The 23141-nt window shown below is 44.2% G+C and carries 22 protein-coding genes and 1 pseudogene; all 23 read left to right on the top strand.

From position 1 onward, the window contains the following. Position 1 precedes the first annotated feature (1 nt). Positions 2-1060: a 2-iminoacetate synthase ThiH gene (thiH, locus tag Q8R38_00115; GenBank protein ID MDP3790446.1), complete on the top strand. Its 1059-nt coding sequence runs from the start codon at positions 2-4 to the stop codon at positions 1058-1060. Then, complete coding sequence (gene thiF, locus Q8R38_00110) at positions 1057-1671, top strand: sulfur carrier protein ThiS adenylyltransferase ThiF (protein ID MDP3790445.1); 615 nt, start codon at positions 1057-1059, stop codon at positions 1669-1671. Before thiH ends, thiF begins: the two co-directional genes overlap by 4 nt. Positions 1672-1749: 78 nt before the next feature. Further along, positions 1750-2037, top strand: coding sequence for a metal-sensitive transcriptional regulator (locus Q8R38_00105; GenBank protein MDP3790444.1), 288 nt, complete (start codon positions 1750-1752; stop codon positions 2035-2037). 164 nt (positions 2038-2201) lie between these two features. Continuing rightward, the gene (locus Q8R38_00100; protein ID MDP3790443.1) at positions 2202-2537 is read left to right on the top strand and encodes a YHS domain-containing protein; all 336 of its coding nucleotides are present in this window, start codon (positions 2202-2204) and stop codon (positions 2535-2537) included. A gap of 18 nt (positions 2538-2555) precedes the next feature. Then, positions 2556-2714: a hypothetical protein gene (locus Q8R38_00095; GenBank protein MDP3790442.1), complete on the top strand. Its 159-nt coding sequence runs from the start codon at positions 2556-2558 to the stop codon at positions 2712-2714. Positions 2715-2771: 57 nt separating this feature from the next. Further along, positions 2772-3830 (top strand): FAD-dependent oxidoreductase, encoded by a 1059-nt coding sequence (locus Q8R38_00090; protein ID MDP3790441.1) that lies wholly within the window; start codon positions 2772-2774, stop codon positions 3828-3830. Continuing rightward, positions 3830-6049 (top strand): heavy metal translocating P-type ATPase, encoded by a 2220-nt coding sequence (locus Q8R38_00085; GenBank protein ID MDP3790440.1) that lies wholly within the window; start codon positions 3830-3832, stop codon positions 6047-6049. Before Q8R38_00090 ends, Q8R38_00085 begins: the two co-directional genes overlap by 1 nt. Positions 6050-6133: 84 nt before the next feature. Further along, positions 6134-7423 (top strand): TolC family protein, encoded by a 1290-nt coding sequence (locus tag Q8R38_00080; GenBank protein MDP3790439.1) that lies wholly within the window; start codon positions 6134-6136, stop codon positions 7421-7423. Further along, positions 7410-8666 carry an efflux RND transporter periplasmic adaptor subunit gene (locus Q8R38_00075; GenBank protein ID MDP3790438.1) on the top strand — a complete coding sequence of 419 codons (1257 nt, stop codon included), beginning with the start codon at positions 7410-7412 and terminating at the stop codon, positions 8664-8666. The genes Q8R38_00080 and Q8R38_00075 overlap by 14 nt, the downstream gene beginning before the upstream one ends. A 1-nt stretch (position 8667) precedes the next feature. Next, positions 8668-11952: a CusA/CzcA family heavy metal efflux RND transporter gene (locus tag Q8R38_00070; protein ID MDP3790437.1), complete on the top strand. Its 3285-nt coding sequence runs from the start codon at positions 8668-8670 to the stop codon at positions 11950-11952. 88 nt (positions 11953-12040) lie between these two features. Next, entirely contained in the window at positions 12041-13072 is a 1032-nt protein-coding gene (locus Q8R38_00065; GenBank protein ID MDP3790436.1) for a radical SAM protein, read from the top strand. After that, on the top strand, positions 13065-13337 hold the full coding sequence (locus Q8R38_00060; GenBank protein MDP3790435.1) for a PqqD family protein: 273 nt from the start codon (positions 13065-13067) through the stop codon (positions 13335-13337). The genes Q8R38_00065 and Q8R38_00060 overlap by 8 nt, the downstream gene beginning before the upstream one ends. Positions 13338-13360: 23 nt before the next feature. After that, a complete protein-coding gene (locus tag Q8R38_00055) occupies positions 13361-13540 on the top strand; it encodes a hypothetical protein (GenBank protein MDP3790434.1) in 180 nt (59 codons plus the stop codon). Between the two features lie 8 nt (positions 13541-13548). Next, on the top strand, positions 13549-14499 hold the full coding sequence (gene menA, locus Q8R38_00050; protein ID MDP3790433.1) for a 1,4-dihydroxy-2-naphthoate octaprenyltransferase: 951 nt from the start codon (positions 13549-13551) through the stop codon (positions 14497-14499). An 89-nt stretch (positions 14500-14588) separates the two neighbouring features. Beyond that, positions 14589-15017, top strand: coding sequence for a transcriptional repressor (locus Q8R38_00045; protein ID MDP3790432.1), 429 nt, complete (start codon positions 14589-14591; stop codon positions 15015-15017). A gap of 57 nt (positions 15018-15074) precedes the next feature. Continuing rightward, entirely contained in the window at positions 15075-16274 is a 1200-nt protein-coding gene (locus Q8R38_00040; protein MDP3790431.1) for an FTR1 family protein, read from the top strand. A 28-nt stretch (positions 16275-16302) separates the two neighbouring features. Next, entirely contained in the window at positions 16303-16809 is a 507-nt protein-coding gene (locus Q8R38_00035) for an iron transporter (GenBank protein MDP3790430.1), read from the top strand. 36 nt (positions 16810-16845) lie between these two features. Continuing rightward, the gene (locus Q8R38_00030) at positions 16846-18192 is read left to right on the top strand and encodes an alginate export family protein (protein ID MDP3790429.1); all 1347 of its coding nucleotides are present in this window, start codon (positions 16846-16848) and stop codon (positions 18190-18192) included. A gap of 21 nt (positions 18193-18213) precedes the next feature. Continuing rightward, positions 18214-19440 (top strand): Fe-S-containing protein, encoded by a 1227-nt coding sequence (locus Q8R38_00025; GenBank protein MDP3790428.1) that lies wholly within the window; start codon positions 18214-18216, stop codon positions 19438-19440. An 11-nt stretch (positions 19441-19451) separates the two neighbouring features. Continuing rightward, positions 19452-20744 (top strand): ABC transporter permease, encoded by a 1293-nt coding sequence (locus tag Q8R38_00020; GenBank protein MDP3790427.1) that lies wholly within the window; start codon positions 19452-19454, stop codon positions 20742-20744. Then, complete coding sequence (locus Q8R38_00015) at positions 20734-21879, top strand: ABC transporter permease (protein ID MDP3790426.1); 1146 nt, start codon at positions 20734-20736, stop codon at positions 21877-21879. The genes Q8R38_00020 and Q8R38_00015 overlap by 11 nt, the downstream gene beginning before the upstream one ends. A 4-nt stretch (positions 21880-21883) precedes the next feature. Next, positions 21884-22522: pseudogene (locus Q8R38_00010) on the top strand (ABC transporter ATP-binding protein). Between the two features lie 192 nt (positions 22523-22714). After that, the gene (locus tag Q8R38_00005; GenBank protein ID MDP3790425.1) at positions 22715-22954 is read left to right on the top strand and encodes an iron dependent repressor, metal binding and dimerization domain protein; all 240 of its coding nucleotides are present in this window, start codon (positions 22715-22717) and stop codon (positions 22952-22954) included. The last annotated feature ends 187 nt before the right edge of the window (positions 22955-23141 follow it).

Here is a 23141-nt window from a genome sequence, read left to right as displayed (position 1 = left end):
TATGAGTTTTTATGAAGTATTTTCAAGATATAAAAATTCCGGCAGTTATGAATCCGAGATTCAAAAATTTACTGCCCTGCTGTCTCCTGCGGCAGAAGGCTCTTTGGAAGAGATGGCTCAAAATGCCCGTGGCCTTACATTAAGATATTTTGGCAAGACCATCGGGCTATATACGCCGATGTATCTTTCAAATTACTGCGATAATCTTTGCCTGTATTGCGGCTTCAATGTTAATAACAAGATAGAGAGAAGAACGCTTACTCTCAAAGAGGTAGAAGATGAGGCCCGCGCCATTTCTTCGACGGGTTTAAGGCATATTCTCATACTTACAGGCGAATCCAGATCGATGAGCCCGGTAAGTTATATCAGAGATTGCGTCAGGCTGCTAAAAAAATATTTTTCATCCATATCGATAGAAGTCTACTCTCTTACCGAGGAAGAATATTCGCAGCTTATTTGCGAAGGTGCCGACGGGCTTACTATATATCAGGAGGTATACGACGAAAATATATATGATAATATGCATCCAAAAGGGCCAAAGAGTGACTATCGTTTTCGTCTCGACGCGCCGGAGCGCGGAGCAAAGGCCGGCATGAGAAATATAAATATAGGTGTTCTTCTGGGGCTTGCCGATTGGAGAAAAGAGATATTTATTCTTGGCCTTCACGCGAAGTATCTGCGGGACAAATTTCCGGATGTTGAGATAGGAGTGTCGCTTCCCAGAATAAGGCCTCAGGTAAGCGGTTTTAGAGCGGATCATGAAGTAAGTGATAAAAATTTAGTCCAGATAATACTGGCCCTAAGAATTTTTCTTCCGAGACTGGGGATAGCGCTGTCTACGCGCGAAAGGCCGGAATTGCGCGAGAACCTGATACCCTTGGGCATTACGAGGATGTCCGCTGGCTCCACTACACGCGTCGGAGGCCATACGATAAAATATGAAGCCGATGACTGCACAGCCCAATTTGAGATATCAGACTCAAGAGGCGTAGAAGAGATAAAGGCGATGCTCGACAAGAATGGGTATCAGGCAGTATTCAAAGATTGGATGCATATATGACGATAGATATATTTCACGCTGATATAGCTAAGAAGCTGGGCAAAGAGAGTTTCAAAAAAGTCCAGGCCGCTAAAATTGGGATCGCGGGCGCGGGAGGCTTAGGGTCGAATTGCGCCATGAATTTAGTAAGGGCGGGCGTTGCGAATCTCACTATAGCGGATTTCGACACGGTGGATGCCACGAATCTCGACAGGCAGTTCTATTTTCTGGATCAGGTGGGCAGGATTAAAGTAGAGGCGCTTAAAGAAAACCTATTAAGGATAAATCCGGCCCTTAAACTTAAAGCAGTGAATAAAAAGATAGACGAGAATAATATAGATGAGATATTCGGCGGATGTGATATCGTGGCGGAGTGCCTTGATACGGCCGAATACAAGAGGATGCTTCTGGAAAAGCTACTTCAGATGAAAAAGTTTATCGTAGCGGTTTCAGGTCTTGGCGGTGTCGGCTCAAGCGACGATATAAGGGTCCATAGGATAAAAGATAATCTCGTCATGATAGGGGATCTTAAGTCCGATATCTGCCATAAGCCCGCCTTATCACCGCGAGTGAATGTAGCTGCTGCCAAACAGGCCGACTGTATTTTGGAATACGTGGTAAGAAAAATTTAGCCGCATTTATTTTTTAATACTTGACATACCATAGGGGGGTATGGTATACTTACACTGTATAAAAAGGAGAGCATATCTATGAAAAAACAGATAACCACGCATGAAGAGCAGATAAAGTTTTTAAACAAGATCGAAGGCCAGATCCGCGGCATACAGCATATGATTGAGGAAAGAAGATACTGCATAGATATCATTACCCAGATACGCTCTATCATAGGCGCGCTCTACAGGGTTGAGGATGAGATTTTCAAAAAGCATGTGGAAGGCTGTGTTGTCACCGCTCTTAAAGGAAAGTCCGAGATAGAAAAGTTAAAGAAAATCAATGAAGTGGTGGAGACAATCTCCAAATTTAGAAAGACGAGCTGATATCAGAAAGGGGGATGATCAAAATGGCGAGAAACTATATTCGTTGGCTTATTAGACCCGTGGCGCGTTGTAAAGAAGGGTGCTGTATATTGTCCGGGGCAAGACGTTAAACTGCCCATAGTGAAATAGTAAAAATGGAAAAAAGATAACGGAAGGAGATTAAGATGATCGGTAAAATAAAAATTATATTGTTTGCGGCGATAGTTATTTTCGGGATGAGCGGGATATCTTTTGCCATGTCGTGTGATATGGATAGCCATAAAGATTCAGGTCAAGCATATGCGCAGGACACAGATGCCGTTAATGTAGGCAATAAGACCTGCCCTATAAGCGGTGAAGAAGTGGACGGAAACACGACTTATGAACATAAGGGCAAGATCTACAATTTCTGCTGCCCGATGTGCATCGACGCATTCAAAAATAATCCGGAGAAATATATCGCAAAGGCGAAAGAGGTTACCAGCGGCGAACATACAACACATGAAGGCCATACGCGTTAACAAATGAGGGAAAAGGTTATGAATAAAATAAAGCCCATTTACTGGAAACTATTAGTAGCCGCCGGCGTTGTATATATTATTTTTACAACCATCACGCTTGTTGATATATGTTTAAGAATAGGCGCAATCGAGCATAGCCTTATACATGAAAATACCGAGCATGGCAGCAAGCACTGATTAGAAGGATCTTGATTTAAATCTTTTCATTCACTCTTTAAATAAAGGAGGGCTCGAATGATCAAAGACCCTATTTGCGGCATGAGAGTGGAAAGCGAACAATTCGTTTTTGAGATTGGAGGCAAAAAATACTTTTTTTGTTCCAAGGGATGCTTGGAAAAATTTAAGGGGTCTTCAGAGGAGGCCATGGCGAAATATGTTTACGACCTGGTTATTATCGGCGCAGGCCCGGCAGGATTGACAGCAGCTGTTTATGCGTCTGCTTTAAAAATCGACACTTTCGTGGTAACAAATAATATCGGCGGTCAGGCTATTAACAGCGCAAAAATTAAAAACTACATGGGTTTTGATTTTATTAGCGGGAAAGAGCTCGTGGAGAAATTTGAGCGTCAATTTTTACATGAGCATTACTTAGAGCACAAGATAGACGAAGTTGTTAAGATTATCCGGAAAGGAAACATTTTTGAGGTATTTACCAAGGACGAAAGCAGCATAACTACTTATGCGCTTATCATTGCTACAGGGATAAAACAAAAGACACTGGGTGTACCAGGTGAAGAGAAGTTTGTGAGGCGCGGAGTTTCATATTATTATGTCCAGGACGCCGCGTTATTTAAAGAAGCAGATGTAGTTGTTGTGGGGGGAGGAGATTTTGCTGTTGGGGCAGCTACCGAACTTAAAAATGCGGGATGCAAAGTATCGCTTATATCAAAAGATAGGCTTACCGCCAACCCATATAATATTAAAGAGCTTAAAAGGGGCGGTGCTGTAAATATCATCGAGAACAATACTGTTATTGAAATCAAAGGGGAAGATAGAATAGATGGTGTTGTCATCCAATCTTCCGATAAGTTGACAACAAAACAGGTCTCCTGTAGTGGCGTATTCATCGAGATGGGCTTTATTCCAAACACTGAATTTTGCAGGGACCTGGTTAAGTTAAATGAAAAAGGAGAAATAGCAATAAACCCCGACTGTTCCACCAATGTCGAAGGCATATTCGCTTGCGGCGATGTTACCAATTGTTTTGGAAAAAGAATAATTATCGCTTCGGGAGAAGGGGCTAAGGCATCCCTAAGTGTAAAGAAATATCTTCTGCAAATGGGAATCAAATAATGAAAAAAATCATTTTAAATATTTTCGGGATGCATTGCGTCTCCTGCGCAGCCAATATAGAGATCTCTTTAAAGAAATTTAAGGGCATCGAGAACGCTCGTGTCAATTTTGCTTCAGAAAAGGCATATATAGAGTATAATCCCGAAACAATAAATACACTCGATATCATAACAGCGATTAAAAAAACAGGCTATAGCGCGGAGCCCGAAGATGCCTCTTTAAATAGGGAAAGACAATCCGATAAAGAAACAAACCGCTTAAAATTAAAATTTATTATAGCGGTAACGCTCTCCTCCACACTGATGTATATCTCGATGGGTTCCTGTGTTGATTTACCAGTTCCTGAGTTTGTTATGGAGGCCATGGCATTATGGCAGTTTATTTTGGCGACAGGGGTTTTAATCTGCAGCTATCAATTTTTCAGTCGAGGATTTTCTACCATAGTTAAACTACATCGAGCCAGCATGGATACCCTGGTGGCTTTGGGGGTGGGGAGCGCTTACCTGTATAGTCTATTTGTAAGCATTATGATATGGTCACAGGATAAGTCATTTGGCATGCAAAATCTTTATTATGAAGTAGCCGCTTTTCTGCCCACTTTTATCTTGTTGGGAAAATACCTCGAATCGATTTCCAAAAGGAAAACATCACAAGCGATCAAAAAACTGATGGGTCTTAAGCCAAAAATAGCCGCCACTGTAAGAAATGGCATGGAAGAAAAAATGCCCGTTGAGGAATTAATTATAGGTGACATCATTATAGTTAAGCCCGGAGAAAAAATTCCGGTTGATGGCAAGATCATCGAAGGTTATTCAAGCGTAGATGAGTCTATGGTCACAGGTGAAAGCATGCCGGTTGAAAAGACAATTGGCGATACCGTAATCGGGGGAACAATAAATAAAAGCGGATCATTTAAATTTAAAGCGACAAAGGTGGGCCGCGAAACAACTCTGGCCCAGATAATAAAGTTGGTTGAAGAAGCGCAGGGGTCTAAGGCTCCTGTTCAGCAGTTGGCAGACAAAATCGCCGCCATCTTTGTTCCAACAGTATTGATAATTGCCTGCCTTTCGTTTTTTGGCTGGATTTTTTTAGGAAAAGATTTTGTTTTTGCGCTAAGTGCTTTTATATCCGTACTAATCATTGCTTGCCCATGCTCATTGGGATTAGCAACACCAACGGCTGTTATGGTAGGCACGGGTAAGGCCGCGGAAAATGGGATTATTATCAAAAACGCGGCCTCTTTACAAATAGCCGGGCAGGTTAAGGTAGTAATATTCGATAAGACCGGGACCCTGACTATTGGTAAGCCGCAGCTTACGGATATAAAAACTTACAATTGTGACGAACGGGAAGTTTTACGGCTCGGCGTATCTTTAGAAAACAAATCGGGACATCCTTTAGCCGAAGCCGTTATAAACGCCGCGAAGTCGAATAAAATTTCTCTTTATTCGGTAGATAAATTCGTGTCTTTGCCGGGCAATGGCATAGTAGGCAGTATAAATGGCAGCGAAATTATTGTGGGAAACCGCAGCCTCATGCAAAAGAAAAGTATTGATGTCCGCATGGCGGAAGAGGATGTGAGAAGGTTGGAAAATGAAGGCAAGACCGTAGTGTATTTAATAAAAGATGAAAAGTTAACTGGGCTCTTGGCGTTCAGAGATAGTTTAAAAAATTTTGCGCATGATACAATCTCTAGACTTAAAAAAATGGGGAAAGAAATACTTATAATGTCGGGAGATAATAGGCGCACAGTGCAGGTAATTGCGAAGGAGCTGGGCATAGATAAAGTTTTAACCGAAGTACTGCCGGGAGAAAAACTAAAGGAGATCGTGCGCTTACAATCCGAAGGGATAAAAGTCGCGTTCGTTGGCGATGGACTAAATGATGCCCCTGCCCTGACGCAGGCGGATTTGGGTATTGCTATAGGTTCAGGTACGGACGTAGCCCTTGAATCCGGGGATATTACTTTGATAAAGGATGACCTGCGGGATGTGGTCGCTGCTATTGAATTGTCGGGATATACCATGAGTAAAATAAGGCAGAACCTCTTTTGGGCGTTTTTTTATAATATTGTCGGAATACCCATTGCCGCGGGGCTGCTCTATCCTTTTACAGGATTTTTGCTGAATCCAATGATAGCTGGGGCGGCAATGGCATTTAGTTCTGTTTCGGTAGTAGGAAACTCTTTGTTAATGAGAAGGTACAAAAGAAGCGGATAAGAGCAGATTATACTATGGCGGTTAAGAGCCGGTATTTGCCAAAACAAGTTTCATGTGCTATATTTGCGATAATAACATAATTATATGAAGATTAGATATATAGCTATAATTCTTATTTTGATTCTGGGGGGTGTCATGCTGGGCTATTATGATGCCTTTGCAGAAGGGTCATTTACCCTAAAAGCCACTATCGACGAGACTCTCAAGTCTAACCCCGAAATTTCCGTAGTCAAAAGAGCGTATGAAGCAGCGAGCGCCAGAATCTGGCAGGCGGCAAGCCTGGATGATCCGATGTTCGATATGGAATATGATAGAATCACCGCAGACAGAGACTTAAGCGGCAAACCGATGACTACCTACGGCATCACGCAGGAGATCCCCTTCCCGACGAAATTGTATTTGCGCGCTAAGATAGCGTCAAAATTGGCGAAGATGGCGTATGAAAATTATAAAACTAAAGAGAGAGAGATAATATCACAAGTCAAGAGTGCCTATGCGGAACTCTCTCTCATCTATAAATCAATTGATGTGATAAAGGACCAGAAAAATCTTCTCGAACAATTCTCAGAAAGCGCAACCGCAAGATATTCGACAGATACCGGGACGCAAGCCGACGCTTTGAGGGCCCAGGTGGAACTGGCAAAGATAGATAATGAACTTATTATGCTCGAGCAGAAAAGGCTCTCCGCGCAGGCTAAGATCAATACCCTCATGAACAGAGACCCTAAGGAAGAGATGGGGCTTCCTTCGGCTGAGGACGCAATTTCGTTTAATTATCCGCTCGAAAAATTCTATGCGACCGCGCAATTTTATAACCCGGAGCTTAAGGCGTACCGGTACGGCATAGAGAGGGGCAAAGCAGCATATGATTTGTCGATCAATGAATTCATGCCGAACTTTGTCGTAAGATTCAGACAGATGGTCGGGCCCGACAAGACTGAAAAAAGAATGTGGGCAGGCATGCTCGGCGTTACGGTGCCGCTTTGGTTTTTTCAAAAACAGGCTTTCGGCGTAAAAGAGATGAAGGCCGAACTTGATATGTTAAAGGCGGAATACAGAGCTAAAGAAAATATGGTTTTGTTCAACGTAAGGGATGCTCACGCGAGAGTGGAAGCCAATAAAAAAGTGGTGGAGTTGTATGAGACGGCCTTTCTTCCGCAGGCAGACGAGACCGTAAAGGCCTCGTTAAAAGGCTATTCTTCGGGGGTAACAGATTTTCTGACATTATTAGACAGCCAGCGTAATCTGGAAGACTTTAAGATCGACCACTACAAGGCGATCTTAGAACTTAGGATAGCGCTTGCCGATCTTGAAAAGGCTATGGGTATTACTTTAGATGAATTACAGGAGAAGGAAGCTAATGAGAAAAAATAGCAAGAATATTATAGTAGTGATAACGGCGCTTGTACTGATTTTTGGCATATCGTTTGTAATTCAAGGATGCGCCCAAAAAGAAGGCACCGTTTCAGGTCAAGACAAGGTCGTGTACCGTTGTCCTATGCATCCGGCATACACATCAGACAGGCCTGGTGATTGTCCTATATGCGGCATGAAATTAGTGAAGATAGAAAAATCCCCGGAGCCCGCAAAAACCGTAACGCAGGCGCCGGAAAAAAGCTTAGAAGAAGTATGCATAGAACACGATTGCACGATGAAAGATTGCACCATGTACGTGAAGACGATGCTGAAACCGGGCGAAAGGATAATCTGCCCTATTTGCGGAGAGGTAATATCTACGGCCAGCGGCAAGGTCATCCAGATAACAAAACAGCCGCAAGCCGCAGCAGTTTCCGGTACCACCGTGATGATAAGCCCTGAAAAACAACAGCTTATAGGGGTGAGAACCGAGCTCGTCAAAAGATTAGAATTAATAAGGGCCATACGCGCGTCGGGCAAGATAGCGTATGACCCGCAATTGATGGTAACGCAGGAAGAATTTATTCAAGCAATTAAGAATGAAGATAATGTGAAGGATTCGCCGCTTTTGGATGTTGTGGAAAGGGCAAAGTCGCTTACGCAGGCAGCTCGCCGCAAGTTGAAGCTTCTCGGCATGAGCGATGAACAGATAGTCGAATTGCAAAATTCAAGAAAAGCCGATACGAGCCTTTACCTTCCCGCAAAAGGAGAAAGCGTATGGGCTTATGTAGCTATCTATGAATACGAGATAGGCCTTGTTAAAGTCGGCACACCTGTAGAGATAGAGGCGGTTGCTTATCCGGGCGAAATATTCAAAGGCGTTGTAGTTTCCATTAATCCGGTGCTGGATCCTGCGACAAGAACCAATCAGGTGCGGGTGAAGATACCGAATCCTGACGACAAATTAAAACCGGAGATGTTTGTTAACGCCAAGATCAAAGAAAACATGGGCGAAAAATTGGCGGTGCCTCAAGACGCTGTTCTGGATACGGGCTTAAGAAAGATAGTCTACCTGTCGGAAGAAAGCGGCGTTTTGGAGTCGCGCGAAGTCAGGCTGGGCCCCAAGGCCGAAGGTTATTATGAAGTGTTGGATGGTTTGAAAGAAGGCGATATAGTGATAACGAGCGGCAATTTTCTGATAGATTCGGAAAGCAAGTTAAAGGCCGCATCCCAAAGCGCCGAACACAAACACGGCCAATAATATGATCGAAAGAATAATAGAGTTTTCCGCAAAGAATAAATATATAGTAATAATATTTACTGTTGCGGCCATAGTTGCGGCAGTATACTGTGTCAGGAATATACCCCTTGATGCTATCCCCGACCTGTCCGATACCCAGGTTATAATCTATTCGCGCTGGGACCGCTCACCCGATATTATCGAAGATCAGGTAACATATCCTATAGTAACCGCGATGCTCGGTGCGCCGAAAGTCAAGGCGATCCGCGGATTTTCTGACTTCGGATTTTCCTACGTATACGTCATATTCAAAGACGGGACAGACATATATTGGGCGCGCAGCCGCACGTTGGAATACTTAAGCAAGATAATCCCCAAATTGCCCGAAGGCGTAAAAACGGAAATGGGGCCTGACGCGACAGGCGTGGGCTGGGTGTACCAATACGCGCTTGTCGACAAATCCGGTAAAAACGACCTGGCAAAACTTCGGTCGTTCCAGGATTGGTATTTGCGCTATTGGCTGCAGAGTGTTCCGGGCGTGGCAGAAGTCGCGTCCGTAGGCGGTTTTCAGAAACAATATCAGGTCAATGTTAACCCATCCGCTCTTCTGCAGTACAACATCCCGATAGCTAAAATAGTGGACGCCATCCGCGACGGAAATAATGACGTTGGCGGGCGGCTCGTGGAATTTTCAGGCAAAGAATACATGGTACGCGGCAGAGGTTACGCGAAATCCGTCAAAGATATCGAGGATATAGTTATCAGCGTTGACAAGTCCGGAGTGCCCATTTTAGTAAAAAATGTCGGCGCGGTTGTTCTAGGGCCGGATATACGCCGCGGCGTCGCTGACCTTGATGGCGAGGGCGATACAGTAGGCGGTATAATCGTCATGCGTCAGGGCGAGAACGCCCTTAATGTGATCAACAGTGTTAAAGAAAAGATCCAGGAGGTCAAGGCCTCGTTACCCGAAGGGGTAGCGCTCGTTACCACTTACGACCGCTCGGAGTTAATAAAACGCTCCATCGACACCTTGAAGCATCAATTGACGGAAGAGATGATAATAGTAAGTATTGTCATCCTGATATTTTTATGGCATTTTCCTTCCGCTATAATACCCATTGTTACAATACCGATTGCGGTGCTGCTTTCATTCATACCTTTATATGGACTCAAGTTGACCTCAAATATCATGTCGCTATCCGGCATAGCGATATCAATAGGAGTTCTGGTCGACGGGGCAATCGTGGAAGTGGAGAATGCCTATAAGAAGCTGGAGTTGTGGCAGTCGGGAGGGCGCGTCGGGGATTTTCATGAGGTCAGGCTGAAGGCCTTAAAGGAAGTGGGCCCATCAGTATTCTTTTCGTTGCTGGTCATAGCAGTGGCATTCCTGCCGGTATTTACTCTCGTCGATCAGGAAGGAAGATTATTCAGGCCGCTCGCGGCCAGCAAAAACCTGGCCATGGCGATCGCCGCTATATTGGCCATCACGCTCGACCCTGCGCTGCGCATGCTCTTTACAAGAATGGATTATAAGCACTTTAAGCCCAAATGGTTATCAAATATAGTCAATGCGATTACCGTCGGAAAATATTATCCAGAAGAAAAACATCCTGTGAGTAAAATTTTATTCGCTATTTATGAACCTGCCTGTAAGTTTGTCCTGAAATACCGCAAGACCACAATAATAGCGGCCATAGTATTAATGATTTTAACCATCCCCATATATTTTAAGCTGGGGAACGAATTCATGCCGCCTTTGAATGAAGGCTCTATACTTTACATGCCCACCACTTTACCCGGCATATCCGTAACAGAGACTCAGGCGCTGCTTCAGACCATGGATAAAGTTATAAAGACTGTGCCTGAGGTTGAGAGGATATTCGGTAAGGCGGGAAGGGCGGAGACATCCACGGACCCGGCGCCTTTTTCCATGATGGAGACCACAATAATATTGAAGCCGGAAGATCAATGGAGAAAAGTGCATCGCTGGTATTCATGGATGCCGGATATATTACAGGCGCCGTTTAAGGCCATCTGGAGAGATCGTATTACATGGGAAGATATAATAAATGAATTGGACGAAAAACTCCAATTCCCCGGCGTAACGAATGCCTGGACCATGCCTATCAAGGCAAGGATAGACATGCTATCGACAGGGGTGCGCACGCCTGTGGGAATAAAAATATACGGCGCGAATCTGGATGAAATAGAAAAAATAGGCACGCATCTTGAAATGATCTTGAAGGGCGTTAAAGGCACGCGCTCTATCTATGCCGAGCGTGTCACAGGCGGTTATTTTGTTGATTTTGATATTAAACGCGACCAACTGGCCAGATATGGCCTGACAATAAAAGATGCTGAAATGGTGATAATGTCAGCGATAGGAGGCGAAGGTGTTACAACTACTATTGAGGGCAGAGAACGGTATTCGGTTAATGTGCGTTATGCCCGTGAATTAAGAGATGATCTGGATAAACTTCGCCGCGTACTTGTTCCTACGATGAGCGGCGCGCAGATACCGCTTGGCCAGCTCGCCGACATACACCTCGTCACGGGCCCCGCCATGATAAGGGACGAAAACGGCATGCTTTCAGGTTATGTCTATGTCGATATTGCCGGCCGCGATATCGGCAGTTACGTTACAGAGGCAAAAAATATAGTAAACAGAGAATTCAAAATACCCACAGGGTATAGCTTACAATGGAGCGGCCAGTATGAAAATATGATGCGGGTCAGAGAAAGACTGAAGCTTGTGATACCGATAACTATTTTTATAATATTTGTCATGCTCTACATGAATACCAAGTCTCCGGTAAAGGCCTCCATAGTCATGCTCGCGGTGCCATTCTCCCTCGTAGGAGCGATATGGATACTGTATATACTTGGGTACAATATTTCTATCGCTGTCTGGGTAGGCATGATAGCGCTGATGGGCCTGGACGCGGAAACAGGTGTTTTTATGCTGTTATTCCTGGATCTTTCATATAATGAGAGAGTAAGAGAGGGCAGGATGAAGACATACGAAGATCTGAAGGAAGCGATAATTCACGGCGCCGTAAAGCGCATAAGGCCGAAGATGATGACGGTTATGGCTATGTTTATGGGTTTAATTCCGATCATGTGGTCCATGGGCACCGGCGCTGACATGATGAAACGTATCGCGGCCCCCATGATAGGCGGTGTATTTACAAGTTTTATTATGGAGTTATTAGTCTACCCGCCCATATATGCGATTTGGAAATGGAAATATGAGATGAAGCACGGAACGGTCGATATTAGCAGTCTCTCGTCCGGAAAGCACATTTAAAAAACCCTCGATAAATAGTCACTGGCACAATTTAAAATAGTGGAATTCCCCTTGATTTAATAAGGTTAACAAGATAAAATGCTAACTTATGTCCGAGCCAACATTTACAAATAGTTTTACGCAGCGCATCGATACCTTAAATAAGAAAGAGATACTGCCAAAGTATTTTAAGGCCCCCATTTTTGGGCTTTGGGAATTGACCAATAAATGCAACCTTTCCTGCGTACATTGTTATTACAATGCTAATTCAAAGTCTTCCGCAAAAGAATTTAATACCTCCGAAGCTATTAAGATCGCCCAACAGTTGGGAGAATTAGGGGTATTCGAGGTTTATCTTACCGGCGGCGAGGCACTGTTACGCGATGACTGGGCGCAGATCGTCAGCAAGTTAAGAGAATATGATATACAAGTAGGGATAATTACCAATGGCACCAAGGTAGACGAGGCCGCGGCAAAAGAAATGGCGCGACTCAAGGTAAAGTGGGTGCAGATCAGCATAGACGGCTCAACGGCCGAAACCCATGAAAAAGCGAGAGGCTTGGCAGGCAGCTGGGAAAAATCCGTCGCTGCGGTAAAACTGCTTAAAAATAACGGCGTGCGCGTCCATGTTTCCTTTGTGCCCTCCAGCGTGAATTATTTCGATGTGGGTAATGTGATCGCGCTCTGCGCGGAAATGGATCTGGAGTATTTTGTCACGGATATGCTGGTCTTGACAGGCCGGGCTGCCCTGAATTCCGCTTCGATCGCCCTGGGCGATAAACAGTATACCGAATTTTTTAAATCACTGGATGAATCGGCCAAGAAATATTCTGATAAAATGACAATCATTGCACCCTCTCCGGAAAAGCAGGTTTTAAAGACTTACCTTAGCGTGCGTTCGGCTGCTCCCAATATCTGGTGCATCATTACTCCGGAAGCAACTTTAAGGCTAGACTTGCTATTGCCTTTCACTTATGGCAATTTACGTAAGCAGTCGATAAAACAAATTTGGGAAGAATATTTAAAGGAAGGCTGGAAGCGGCCGGAAGTGATTTCATTTATAAAGAAATACGAACAGATGAAGGATTTGATTGCGGAGAGGACTATCCCCTATGTCACTGAAGATATCCATTATGAGTAAACCCAGGATAGCCACAAATTTACGTTGGAGACTGGATGGGGAAAATGACCAGATTGTAATAGTCCATAAGGATGATTTTGCTCTACCGAGGATATTAAACCCGGTAGCCGCGAAAATTTTCCAGCTTTGCGATGGTAACAATAACATTGAAGCAATCGCAGAAAAAGTGGCAGGTGAATTTGAGACTACAGACTTCTCAAGTCTTTTATCTGAAGTTAGTGAATGTGCACGTTTGTTTGTTGAAAAAGGAATATTGGAAGAATAAATAAAGAAAGGGAGGGTAACGGCATGAGCAAGATGAGATCAACCGGAGTGACTAAGAACCAGGATATCAAAAAGGGTACAGGGTCAAAAAAATATGCTTCACCCGAATCGGTTTCAATGGAGGCTTTTGCGTTAAAGACCGCTGTTGGCGTTTCGCCCGCACTGAAGAAAGACGGCAATTACATCGTTTCAACCTTATTTTAACTTAAGCAATGCCGGTTAAGATTCGGCGGCTTATTGCCCAGTCGCCTACAGAAACGGTTTATGCCTGGCTTAAGGTTTTAGGCCCGCCATTTGTTTTATTAACCATTGTTTTAACTCTCCTGGGTACGGCGATAGCCTATAACCAAGGGTATTTTAACTTCGGCTTATTTTTAGCGGTTTTGGTGAGCTCGGCCTGCATCCATTTCGGCGCAAGCTGCTTGAACGACTATTTTGACTTTTTGAGCGGAACGGATAATATTAATGAAACCGTTACGCCATATAGCGGCGGCTCAAGGGTTATACAAGAAAACCTTATTAAGCCGCAGACTTTGCTTAAGGCAGGCATCGGGCTCTTGAGTGCGGGCGCGGCTATCGGCTTGGTTTTGGTCGTTCTTTGCGGCTGGCCTGTATTGGTTTTGGGTATAATCGGGATGTTTCTGGCTGTCGGCTATGTCGAGCCGCGGGTCAATCTTTCCGCCAGAGGCTTAGGCGAATTGTCTGTAGTTATAGGCTTTGGTCCACTCTTGGTGAGCGGTGCGTATTACGCGCAAGTTCGGCATTTTGACAAGGTGTCCCTATGTGCCGGCGTTATTACGGGTATTCTAGCCGGTTTGGTTCTATGGATAAATGAAATTCCGGATTTTGAAGCAGATGATAAGACCGGTAAAAAAAATCTGGTAGTGCGTTTAGGTAAAAAAAACGCGGCGCTGGTTTTTATCTGGCTGCAGCCGCTAGCATTCGTACTTACCTTGATAGGTCTGATAATGAAAATCTTTCCCCTATCGTGCGTTTTGGTATTCTTGAGCGCTCCACTTAGTTTTAAAACGGCAAAGACAGCGCATAAACACTATATGGATGTTCAGAAACTTCTTCCCGCTAATGCCTCAGCGATTGCGCTGATTATCGTTTTCTCTCTGCTTATGTCCTGCGGTTTTATCTTAGAGAAGGTTTTTAGATAAAATTAAAAATAATTCTTGACAGGAATCGATGAGCGTGATATTATTGAAATCACTTTTCAATAAAAAATCATACAAAGGTGGAAGATGACATGAAAAAAGAGATCGAGATACTGGAAAAGTTTATCAGGGAGAAGGGTCTAAGATACACGCCTCAGAGGGAAGAGATACTGAAAGTATTCCTCTCGGTGGAGATGCACCTCTCTACGGACGAATTATACAAAATCGTGAAGAAAAAAACCCCCAAAATAGGCTATGTTACCGTATATAGGACGATGAAATTGCTGGAAGAAGCCGGCCTTTGCAATGAGGTCGATTTTGGGGACGGCATATCAAGGTTTGAGCATCGATATGGACATGAACATCACGATCATCTTATCTGTGTCAAATGCGGAAGCTATACGGAAGTGGTAAAGCCGAAAATAGAGGAGTTGCAGGAAAAATTAGCGAAAGAAAAGCATTTTACCCCGTTGAGGCACAAGCTTCAGATATTCGGGATATGCAGCAAACATAAGAAATAGTTTTTTTTGTTTAGTAATTGAAAATTGTTTTCAATAAAGAAAGAGGTTTTTACCGAGATGATACGAAAGATAATGCTGATTGCGGCGCTGTTTCTCGCCTTTCAGACGCATGCTTGTGTGGCGCAGGATAGCGGTGCAGGAAAAAAATTAAGTGATTATGTCGTCGGGATCGAGAAACATTCCGAAAGGGCCCTGGAGCTTTATAGAAAAGGCGAGATGAAGGACGCGAAGGCAGAATGGGAAAGCGCATACTTCGAAAATTTTGAATACCTGGAAGGCCCCATCCGGAGAACCATTTCCGCCAAACGTAATTCCGAATTGGAATTTAAATTCGCTCAAATCCGTAAAATGATAAAAAGAGGCGACCCATTCCCAGTCATAGAGGATTCCATAAAAGAGTTGCTCGCGGAGCTTAAAGTAACGCTTCACGAGCTGGATCGCAATAAAGAAAAGTCGCAAGCCCCCGCGGCGCTCTTTTTCTATTCATTCTTCATTATCTTAAGGGAAGGATTCGAGGCAATCCTTATCATATGCGCCATCATAGCCTATTTAATCAAGACAGGGCATAAGGATAAGGTAAAGATAATTTATCACGGCTGTATTATCGCGATCGCCTTAAGTATTATCACCGGCATATTGGTAAAGTGGGTCTTTCGTATCAATGCCGCTAATCAGGAAATTATGGAAGGGATTACCATGCTCATCGCGGTCGTTGTTCTTTTCTTCGTGAGCTTCTGGTTGATCAGCAAGGTGGAGGCGCATAAATGGATGAGCTATATTAAAGGTAAGGTGGACAGGTCATTGACCACAGGGAGTATGTATGCCTTGTGGTTTGCCGCATTCCTGGCGGTTTATCGTGAAGGGGCGGAAACGGTCCTTTTCTATTCCGCGCTTGTGCCAGGCCAGGGCGCGGCAGGAGTAGGGGTTATTTTCGGCGGATTTATTATCGGCTGTATTGCGCTCACCGCCGTATTTATAGGAGTCCGTTTTGGAAGCATGAGACTACCGTTAAAACCGTTTTTTATCGCTACGAGCGCCCTTCTCTATTACATGGCATTTGTCTTTGCGGGAAAAGGCATAATGGAACTTATAGAGGGCGGGCTCATTGATCCGTCTTTAATAATCAGCGGCCCAAGTGCGCCGTTTCTCGGAATATATCCCTACTGGCAGACCATCATACCCCAGGGTTTATTGATAATAGCCGCACTGGTCGGTTTACGTGTAACGTTTTCAAAAAAAGGAGGAAATCATGGGTAGAGTAAAAAGTGGTGTGTTTAGTTTTATCATGGCAGCGTTTGCATTATGTTGTTTAGCCGGAAGCGCGTTTGGCTTTACCGAGTATCCTATCGGTGATCCACAGGAGGCTGAATTCATGGAGATAGCCGCGGTATATTTTCAGCCTGTTCCCATGGAGCCGATGATGGGGTTAACACCTGAGAAATCGGATCTGCACCTTGAATGCGATATCAAGGCGACAGCAGGGAACAGGGTGGGTTTTGGCTCCGGAGAATGGATACCGTATCTGTCCATCTCGTATAAGCTGAAAAATACAAATAACGGGCAGGTGATAGAAGGCACATTCATGCCGATGAACGCCGACGACGGCCCTCACTATGGAGCCAATATAAAGATGGCGGGAGCGGGTAATTATAAGGTTACATTTATTATAGAGTCTCCCTTAAAACAGGACTTTATGCTGCACACAGACAGTGAAACCGGCGTGCCGGGTAGATTCTGGAGAAAGCCTATTGTGGTTGAATGGGACTTTCCATATGTTCCCAGAAAATGGTAATAGTGAGAAGAGAATAAATTAAAGGAGAATATTGGCATGTGGTATAAGCAAGGACAAATAATAATAATTGTATCGGCGGTCTTATTATTGGCGCATCCTCTATGGGCTAATGAAGAATGCCAAACCCGGGGCGAGATTCACGATAAAATCCATGATGAACACGAAGAAAAGACAGCCCAGAAAAAGGGCATTACCTATAATATAGGCGCCGAAGAGAGGGTGCGCGGCGATTTTGTGACAAATCAGAATCTCGGCGATTTCAGCTACGCGCCTGATACGCACGATGAGCAGATACTTTCGAGAACCAGGGTGAATTTTTTGCTCAGCCCCATAAAAGAGCTTAAAGTCTTTGCCGAGGGGCAATTCTATATGCGCGAAGACAATGAAGGCGACAGCGATTATTCGAAGGGCAATCTCTATCAGGCATACGCGGAACTTTCCGATATGGAGCATATACCGTTGGAAGCAAAGGTGGGTCGGCAGCAGCTATGTTACGGCTCCGGATTTTTCCTGGGTACGAATGACTTTTATGACGGTCTCGTGTGGGACGCGGCAAAGGCTAGGGTTTTATTGGGCGACAAATTCTGGGTAGATGGGATAGCAGCAAGATATGTTAATCTTAATAAAGGGACAAGTAAAGACAGGCCGGCCCTGTATGGCGCGTACTCACAATACGAAATTACGGAAGATACGACAGCCGATCTTTATTTCTTCTATCACCATGGCGGTTTCGAATTTTTCCATTCAGACCTGGCGGATGACGCCACGTGGTATACGATCGGAACAAGGTTCGCGGGTAAGATCATGGAACAGTTTGATTACGAGATTGAGCCGCTTTATCAATTCGGCAATATAGAGAACGAGGAACGCGGAGCCCACGACACGATCAGCGCGTATGGAGGGCACGTTGAAGCGGGGTACACGTTCAAATCAAAATATAATCCGCGCCTCTTCGCGGGCTATGCCTTTGGAAGCGGTGATAATAAGACGGATGACAAATATTACAGTGAATTCCATGGAAACATATATAATGACCAATACATTGTAGGCGATATAAGCCTTGTCCCGGATGTGAGCGGTATTACAGTAGGCGATTTCAGGGCAAGTGGTATGCACATTATAATCGGTGGCATATCAATGGATTTGCATCCTAGGATAAACTTGAACATCGACTACCATTATTTTCTGGCGGATAAAACACCGGCCGATATAAGCCGTAACATTGGAAGCGAAGTCAACGTGATAGCCAATTTTAAAATCACGGAAAATGTAAACTTGATACTCAGCGCGAACCGGTTTTTTCTCGGAAGGTTTTTCAAGGACGCCGTAGATTCGCGTAAGGATATCAATTATTTCTATGTGCAGACGCAGATAAAATTTTAAAAAGGGTAAAAAATATAGCTGATGCTAGAGGTAATAGCTTTTATTTTAGAAAAGGGCATAAGGATAGCTTTAACCTTTGCCTCCGGGGCGATCTTGCTCGAGCGTCTGGATCTGCAAAGATTAAAGAAATGTTTGTGGTGGGGCCTGGCCTGTTCTTTCCTTGCCGGAGTCTTATCAGCATGCCCTTTGAAGTTTTTCAAACTGAGAGAAGAATTTGACGCGGTCTGGGCATTATTGGCAATAATTCTATGCCTTGCCGTATTTGTTTTTATGCGGCGCCCGAACGCCTTTAAGTTTAAAAAATCTTTAATTTTCAATATCGCCTTTCTTTTATCCCTGCAGGATTTTATAGAAATATCCTTATTCTCCCGGTCTATTTTTAGCGCTGAAAACAATCTAAATACAGAGCTTATCCTTAAGATTGTCGCGGGGATGCTGGGCGGCGGCATAGCAATCATCCTGGGTAAGATTTTTGCGCGGATCAGCCGGTTTTTGGATAAAAAGAGATCGCTTCTCCTGGTTTTCGTCGTTTTTATAAGCAGTATGGCCCATGCTCTGATTATTCTGGCGTCCGGCCTCCTCGTTTTAGGATTTTTACCCGCGACCGCGAAGACTGTCACTATCGTGGCCCCTTTGATAAATTATCGCCAGCTGACATGTTATGTGCTATTGTTTGTATTAGGGGCCGGTTTATTTATAGGAAGGTACAAGGGTGAGAATAGACAGAGGAGCAATTTAAATCCTGCCGAAAAGCGTAAGATAAAAGCCGCACACTTAATCAGAAATTACTGGATAAGATCCGGCTATTTATCTTTGGCAATAGTGATAGCTATTATGATCGCTAATTATGCCTGGGCCTCCAGAAAGATAACGCTGTCGCCATCCGAAAAAACAGTTCCTCAAAATGGAGCGGTGCGCATTCCTGTTGAAGCTGTGAGCGACGGAAACCTGCATCGTTTTTCCTGCGCTACCGAAGACGGGGTTAACATCCGTTTTATTATCGTTGAAAAAAGAGCGGGTATTTTCGGCATAGGTTTTGATGCCTGTGATATTTGCGGGCCCGTCGGCTATTATCAGAGGAAAAAAGGCCAGATCGTCTGCCTGGCCTGCGATGTAATGATGAATCTTGATACGATAGGATTACCCGGTGGGTGCAATCCTATCCCGCTTGCCTATAGGAAGGAAAACGATTTCTTATCGATCAAGGTTTCTGATATAGAAAAAAAGAAGGAAGTATTCAGAGAGTAAAGGCTTAAGATATGTTTATAAGGGTATTAAAAAAATCTTTTATGCGGCAGAAAAGAAATAAGGTTTTGGCTATAGCCTGCCTTGCCTTAGGAGCGAGCGTCGCGACGGCTCTGCTTAATATATCTCTGGACATCTCCGACAAGATGGCCGAAGAACTAAAAACTTACGGGGCTAATATTCTCGTAATTCCAAAAGAAAGAAGCCTGCCTTTCGAAATAGAAGGGATCGATTTCAATCCTATTAAAAACAGGTCGTTCATAGAGGAAAAGTATCTGGAAAACTTAAGAATGATATTTTGGCGCTATAACATAAAAGGATTCGCTCCGCACCTGACCGGCACGGGAGAGGTTAATAATCACAAATTTGTCATTGACGGGACGTGGTTTGAGAAAAATAATACTATTTCTACGGGAGAAACTTTTGTCGAAGGGATTAAAAAAACAAGACCCTACCTGGCAGTAAAGGGAGAATGGATAGATGATGAATCAGACTATAGCGCGGCGCTCGTCAATGAAGCCGCCGAAAAGGCCCTCTCTCTTAAGCCCGGCGAACCCGTAAAAATAGTTATTTATGGGCCGGATGGTTTAATAGACTCAGAGCTCTATGTAAAAGGGATTGTAAAAGGAGACGACCAAAACATAAAAAAGTTTTACGTCCCGTTGAAGTTTCTGCAGGAAAAAATGAATTTGACGGGTCATGTGCAGGAGGTAGAGGTAAGTGCGCTGACCACGCCCAATAATAAATTGTCCGATCATGCGTCCGAGGATCCCGATAGCTTGACGAGCGCCGAATTCGAAAAATGGTATTGCACCGCTTATGTCAGCTCAGTGGCCTTTCAGATCGAAGAGGCAATCCCGACCGTCTGCGCCAAGCCCATAAGAAAAGTGGCTGAGGCAGAGGGCAATATCTTAACAAGACTAAAGATCCTTATGTTCATTTTGACGGCCTTCGCGATGATAATGGCCGGCCTCGGTATATGGAGCCTCATGACTACATCAGTCCTGGAAAGGACAAGAGAGATCGGGCTGTCAAAAGCCCTCGGCGCGGATTCATTTAGAATAGCCGGAGCATTTATAGCCGAAGTAGTAATAATAAGTATATGCGGAAGCCTATTAGGGTACGCGGCAGGTTTTCTATTTTGTCAAGTAATTGCCAGGAGCGTTTTTGGATATGGCGTTTCAATTAAGCCGATTGTCCTGCCGGTAGTTTTTTTCCTGTCAACGTGTATCGCGATTATAGGAAGCCTCTCACCTATAAAGTTTATCCTGGCCTTAAGGCCGATCGAGGTTTTGCATGAACAATAATATCGTATTGTTTTTTAGAGTAATAAAAAAGTCATTTACTCAGAGGAAGTTCCGGTTGTTTTTGGCTCTGTTTGCTTTGAGTATTGCCGCATGCGTAGTATCGGCCCTTTTAAGCCTTTATTATGATATAAACCTGAAGATGAACAGGGAACTACGTTCTTACGGCGCCAATATTGTGATCTCGCCCCGCGATACCGGGAAAGCAGATTATTTTAAAGAGGCGGATCTAAAGAGCATGATCCGCTCGCTGGATGAAAAGAAGCTTATCGGCGCAATACCTTATCTATATACAATAAGCGAAATTAACGCTCAAAGAGTAGTCCTGGCGGGCACATGGCCGGATGAGATAAAAAAGGTCTATCCATACTGGAAGATTAACGGAGCATGGATCGGCGAAAGGGGAGATAAAAACGGCATCCTGGTCGGTTATGAGGTCGCCAAAAAGTTGGGGCTCAAAATAGGAGAAAAGATAAAACTTTCCGATACACTTACTTCTAAGACAAAGGAATTTGTCATAGAAGGAATTATTAAAACGGGAGGCCAGGAAGAAAACCAGGTATTCTGTAATCTTTCGTCCGCGCAGGAGTTATCCGGAAGAAATGATGAGATAAATATTGTGTATCTGAGCATGATGGGAAGCTCAGACCAATTACAGGAGCTGGGTAAGCGGATAGAAAAGAGTTACAGTGATATTTCTTTAAGTTTAATTCGCAGGATCTCTCAATCCGAAGGGTTGATTATTAATAAAATAAAACTCCTCCTTCTTCTCGTGACCATCATCGTTCTTTTTTCAACTTTTCTTTGCGTGGGGGCTACGATGACAGCGATGACCCTGGAGCGGCAAAAGGAGATAGGCTTAAGAAAGACATTGGGTGCCAGGAACAGGGATATCTTGATTGAATTTCTGGCTGAAACAACTTTTTTAGGAGTCAACGCGGGTTTCTTTGGATATCTTGCCGGTTTTATCCTTGTGCAGGTCATCGGCAAAAGCGTATTCGGAAGCGCAATATCATTCAGATTGATTGTAATACCGATAACTGTAGTGGTTTCAGCGGCGATATCTTCGCTGGCAGGGCTTTTGCCGATAAGGATGGCCTTAAAAATAGAGCCTGCAACTGTATTGAGAGGAGAATAATGTTATGGATGTGATAAGTTTTAAGAATGTTACAAAAAAATACGGCCAGGTGCATGCCTTAAAAGAAATACAATTATCTATCAGGCCCGGGGAATGGGTGTCTATCATGGGCCCTTCGGGATCCGGCAAAACCACGCTCCTTAATTTAATCGGCTGCCTGGATAAACCGACAAACGGCCAAATCACATTGGAAGGCGCGGATCTATCCAAATTGAAATATGAAGAGCTGACGAAAATAAGAAGGGAAAGGATCGGATTTATATTTCAGGAATTTCACCTGATCAATTATTTGACCGCCGTTGAAAATATAATGATCGCCCAATACTATCACAGCATGGCGGATGAAGACGAAGCTATGAAGGCCCTTGATAAGGTGGGCCTTAAAGATAGGGCCGCGCATCTGCCCGGCCAGCTTTCCGGAGGCGAACAGCAAAGGGTGTGTATCGCCCGGGCGCTTATTAACTACCCAGGTTTAATATTAGCGGATGAACCGACGGGAAATCTCGACGAGGCCAATGAGAAAGCGGTAATGGCTATCTTTAATAAACTGCATTCAGAGGGGCATACCATTGTCATGGTGACTCATAATCCCGAGTTGGGCAGGATGGCCGATAGGCAGATATATTTAGAGCATGGAAAGATAGTAGCTATTCCGGTAAGCGCATGTAATTTTGATAAAACTAAAGATGAAGTGCTGGAGGGTATATGGTCCTTGCAGGAAAGAGGGGTAAGCAAGATTTCGGAATTATTGCGAAGGCTCAAAACAGTGGACAAGGCCTTTTTAGAGCATTTATCCGGATCTAATTTGCTTCGTATCCAGGAAGGTAATATCTCCATGACAGAAGAGGGGGCAATCCTGGCAAGGGATATAGTCCGCCGTCATCGTTTAGCAGAAACATTGTTATTTAATATTTTGCATATGGACAGGATAAGGATAAACAAAGACGCTTGTGAGCTGGAGCATATTTTAACTCAGGAGGCGACCGATAAGATATGTACTTTTTTAGGGCATCCGAAGATTTGTCCCCACGGGAAAGATATACCTTCAGGAGAATGCTGCAAACATGAGCGTTAGTTGTTGCGGATGCGTCCTTGTGGGCACAGCTTAAACACAGCGTAAATGTCCAATCTCCCCGTCGAGGGCACTAGACTAAAGACACCACGGCCATAGCAAAAAGACAATTTTTTCGCGAAGAGCCTAATATTTTATCTCTATGACATTCTGCCGTTCACGTATATCAAAGAACGCGTGCCCCGGGCGC

The organism is Candidatus Omnitrophota bacterium (assembly GCA_030695905.1).
GTDB lineage: Bacteria > Omnitrophota > Gorgyraeia > 2-01-FULL-45-10 > 2-01-FULL-45-10 > CAZHPY01.
This window is presented reverse-complemented; position numbering and strand designations above follow the sequence as displayed.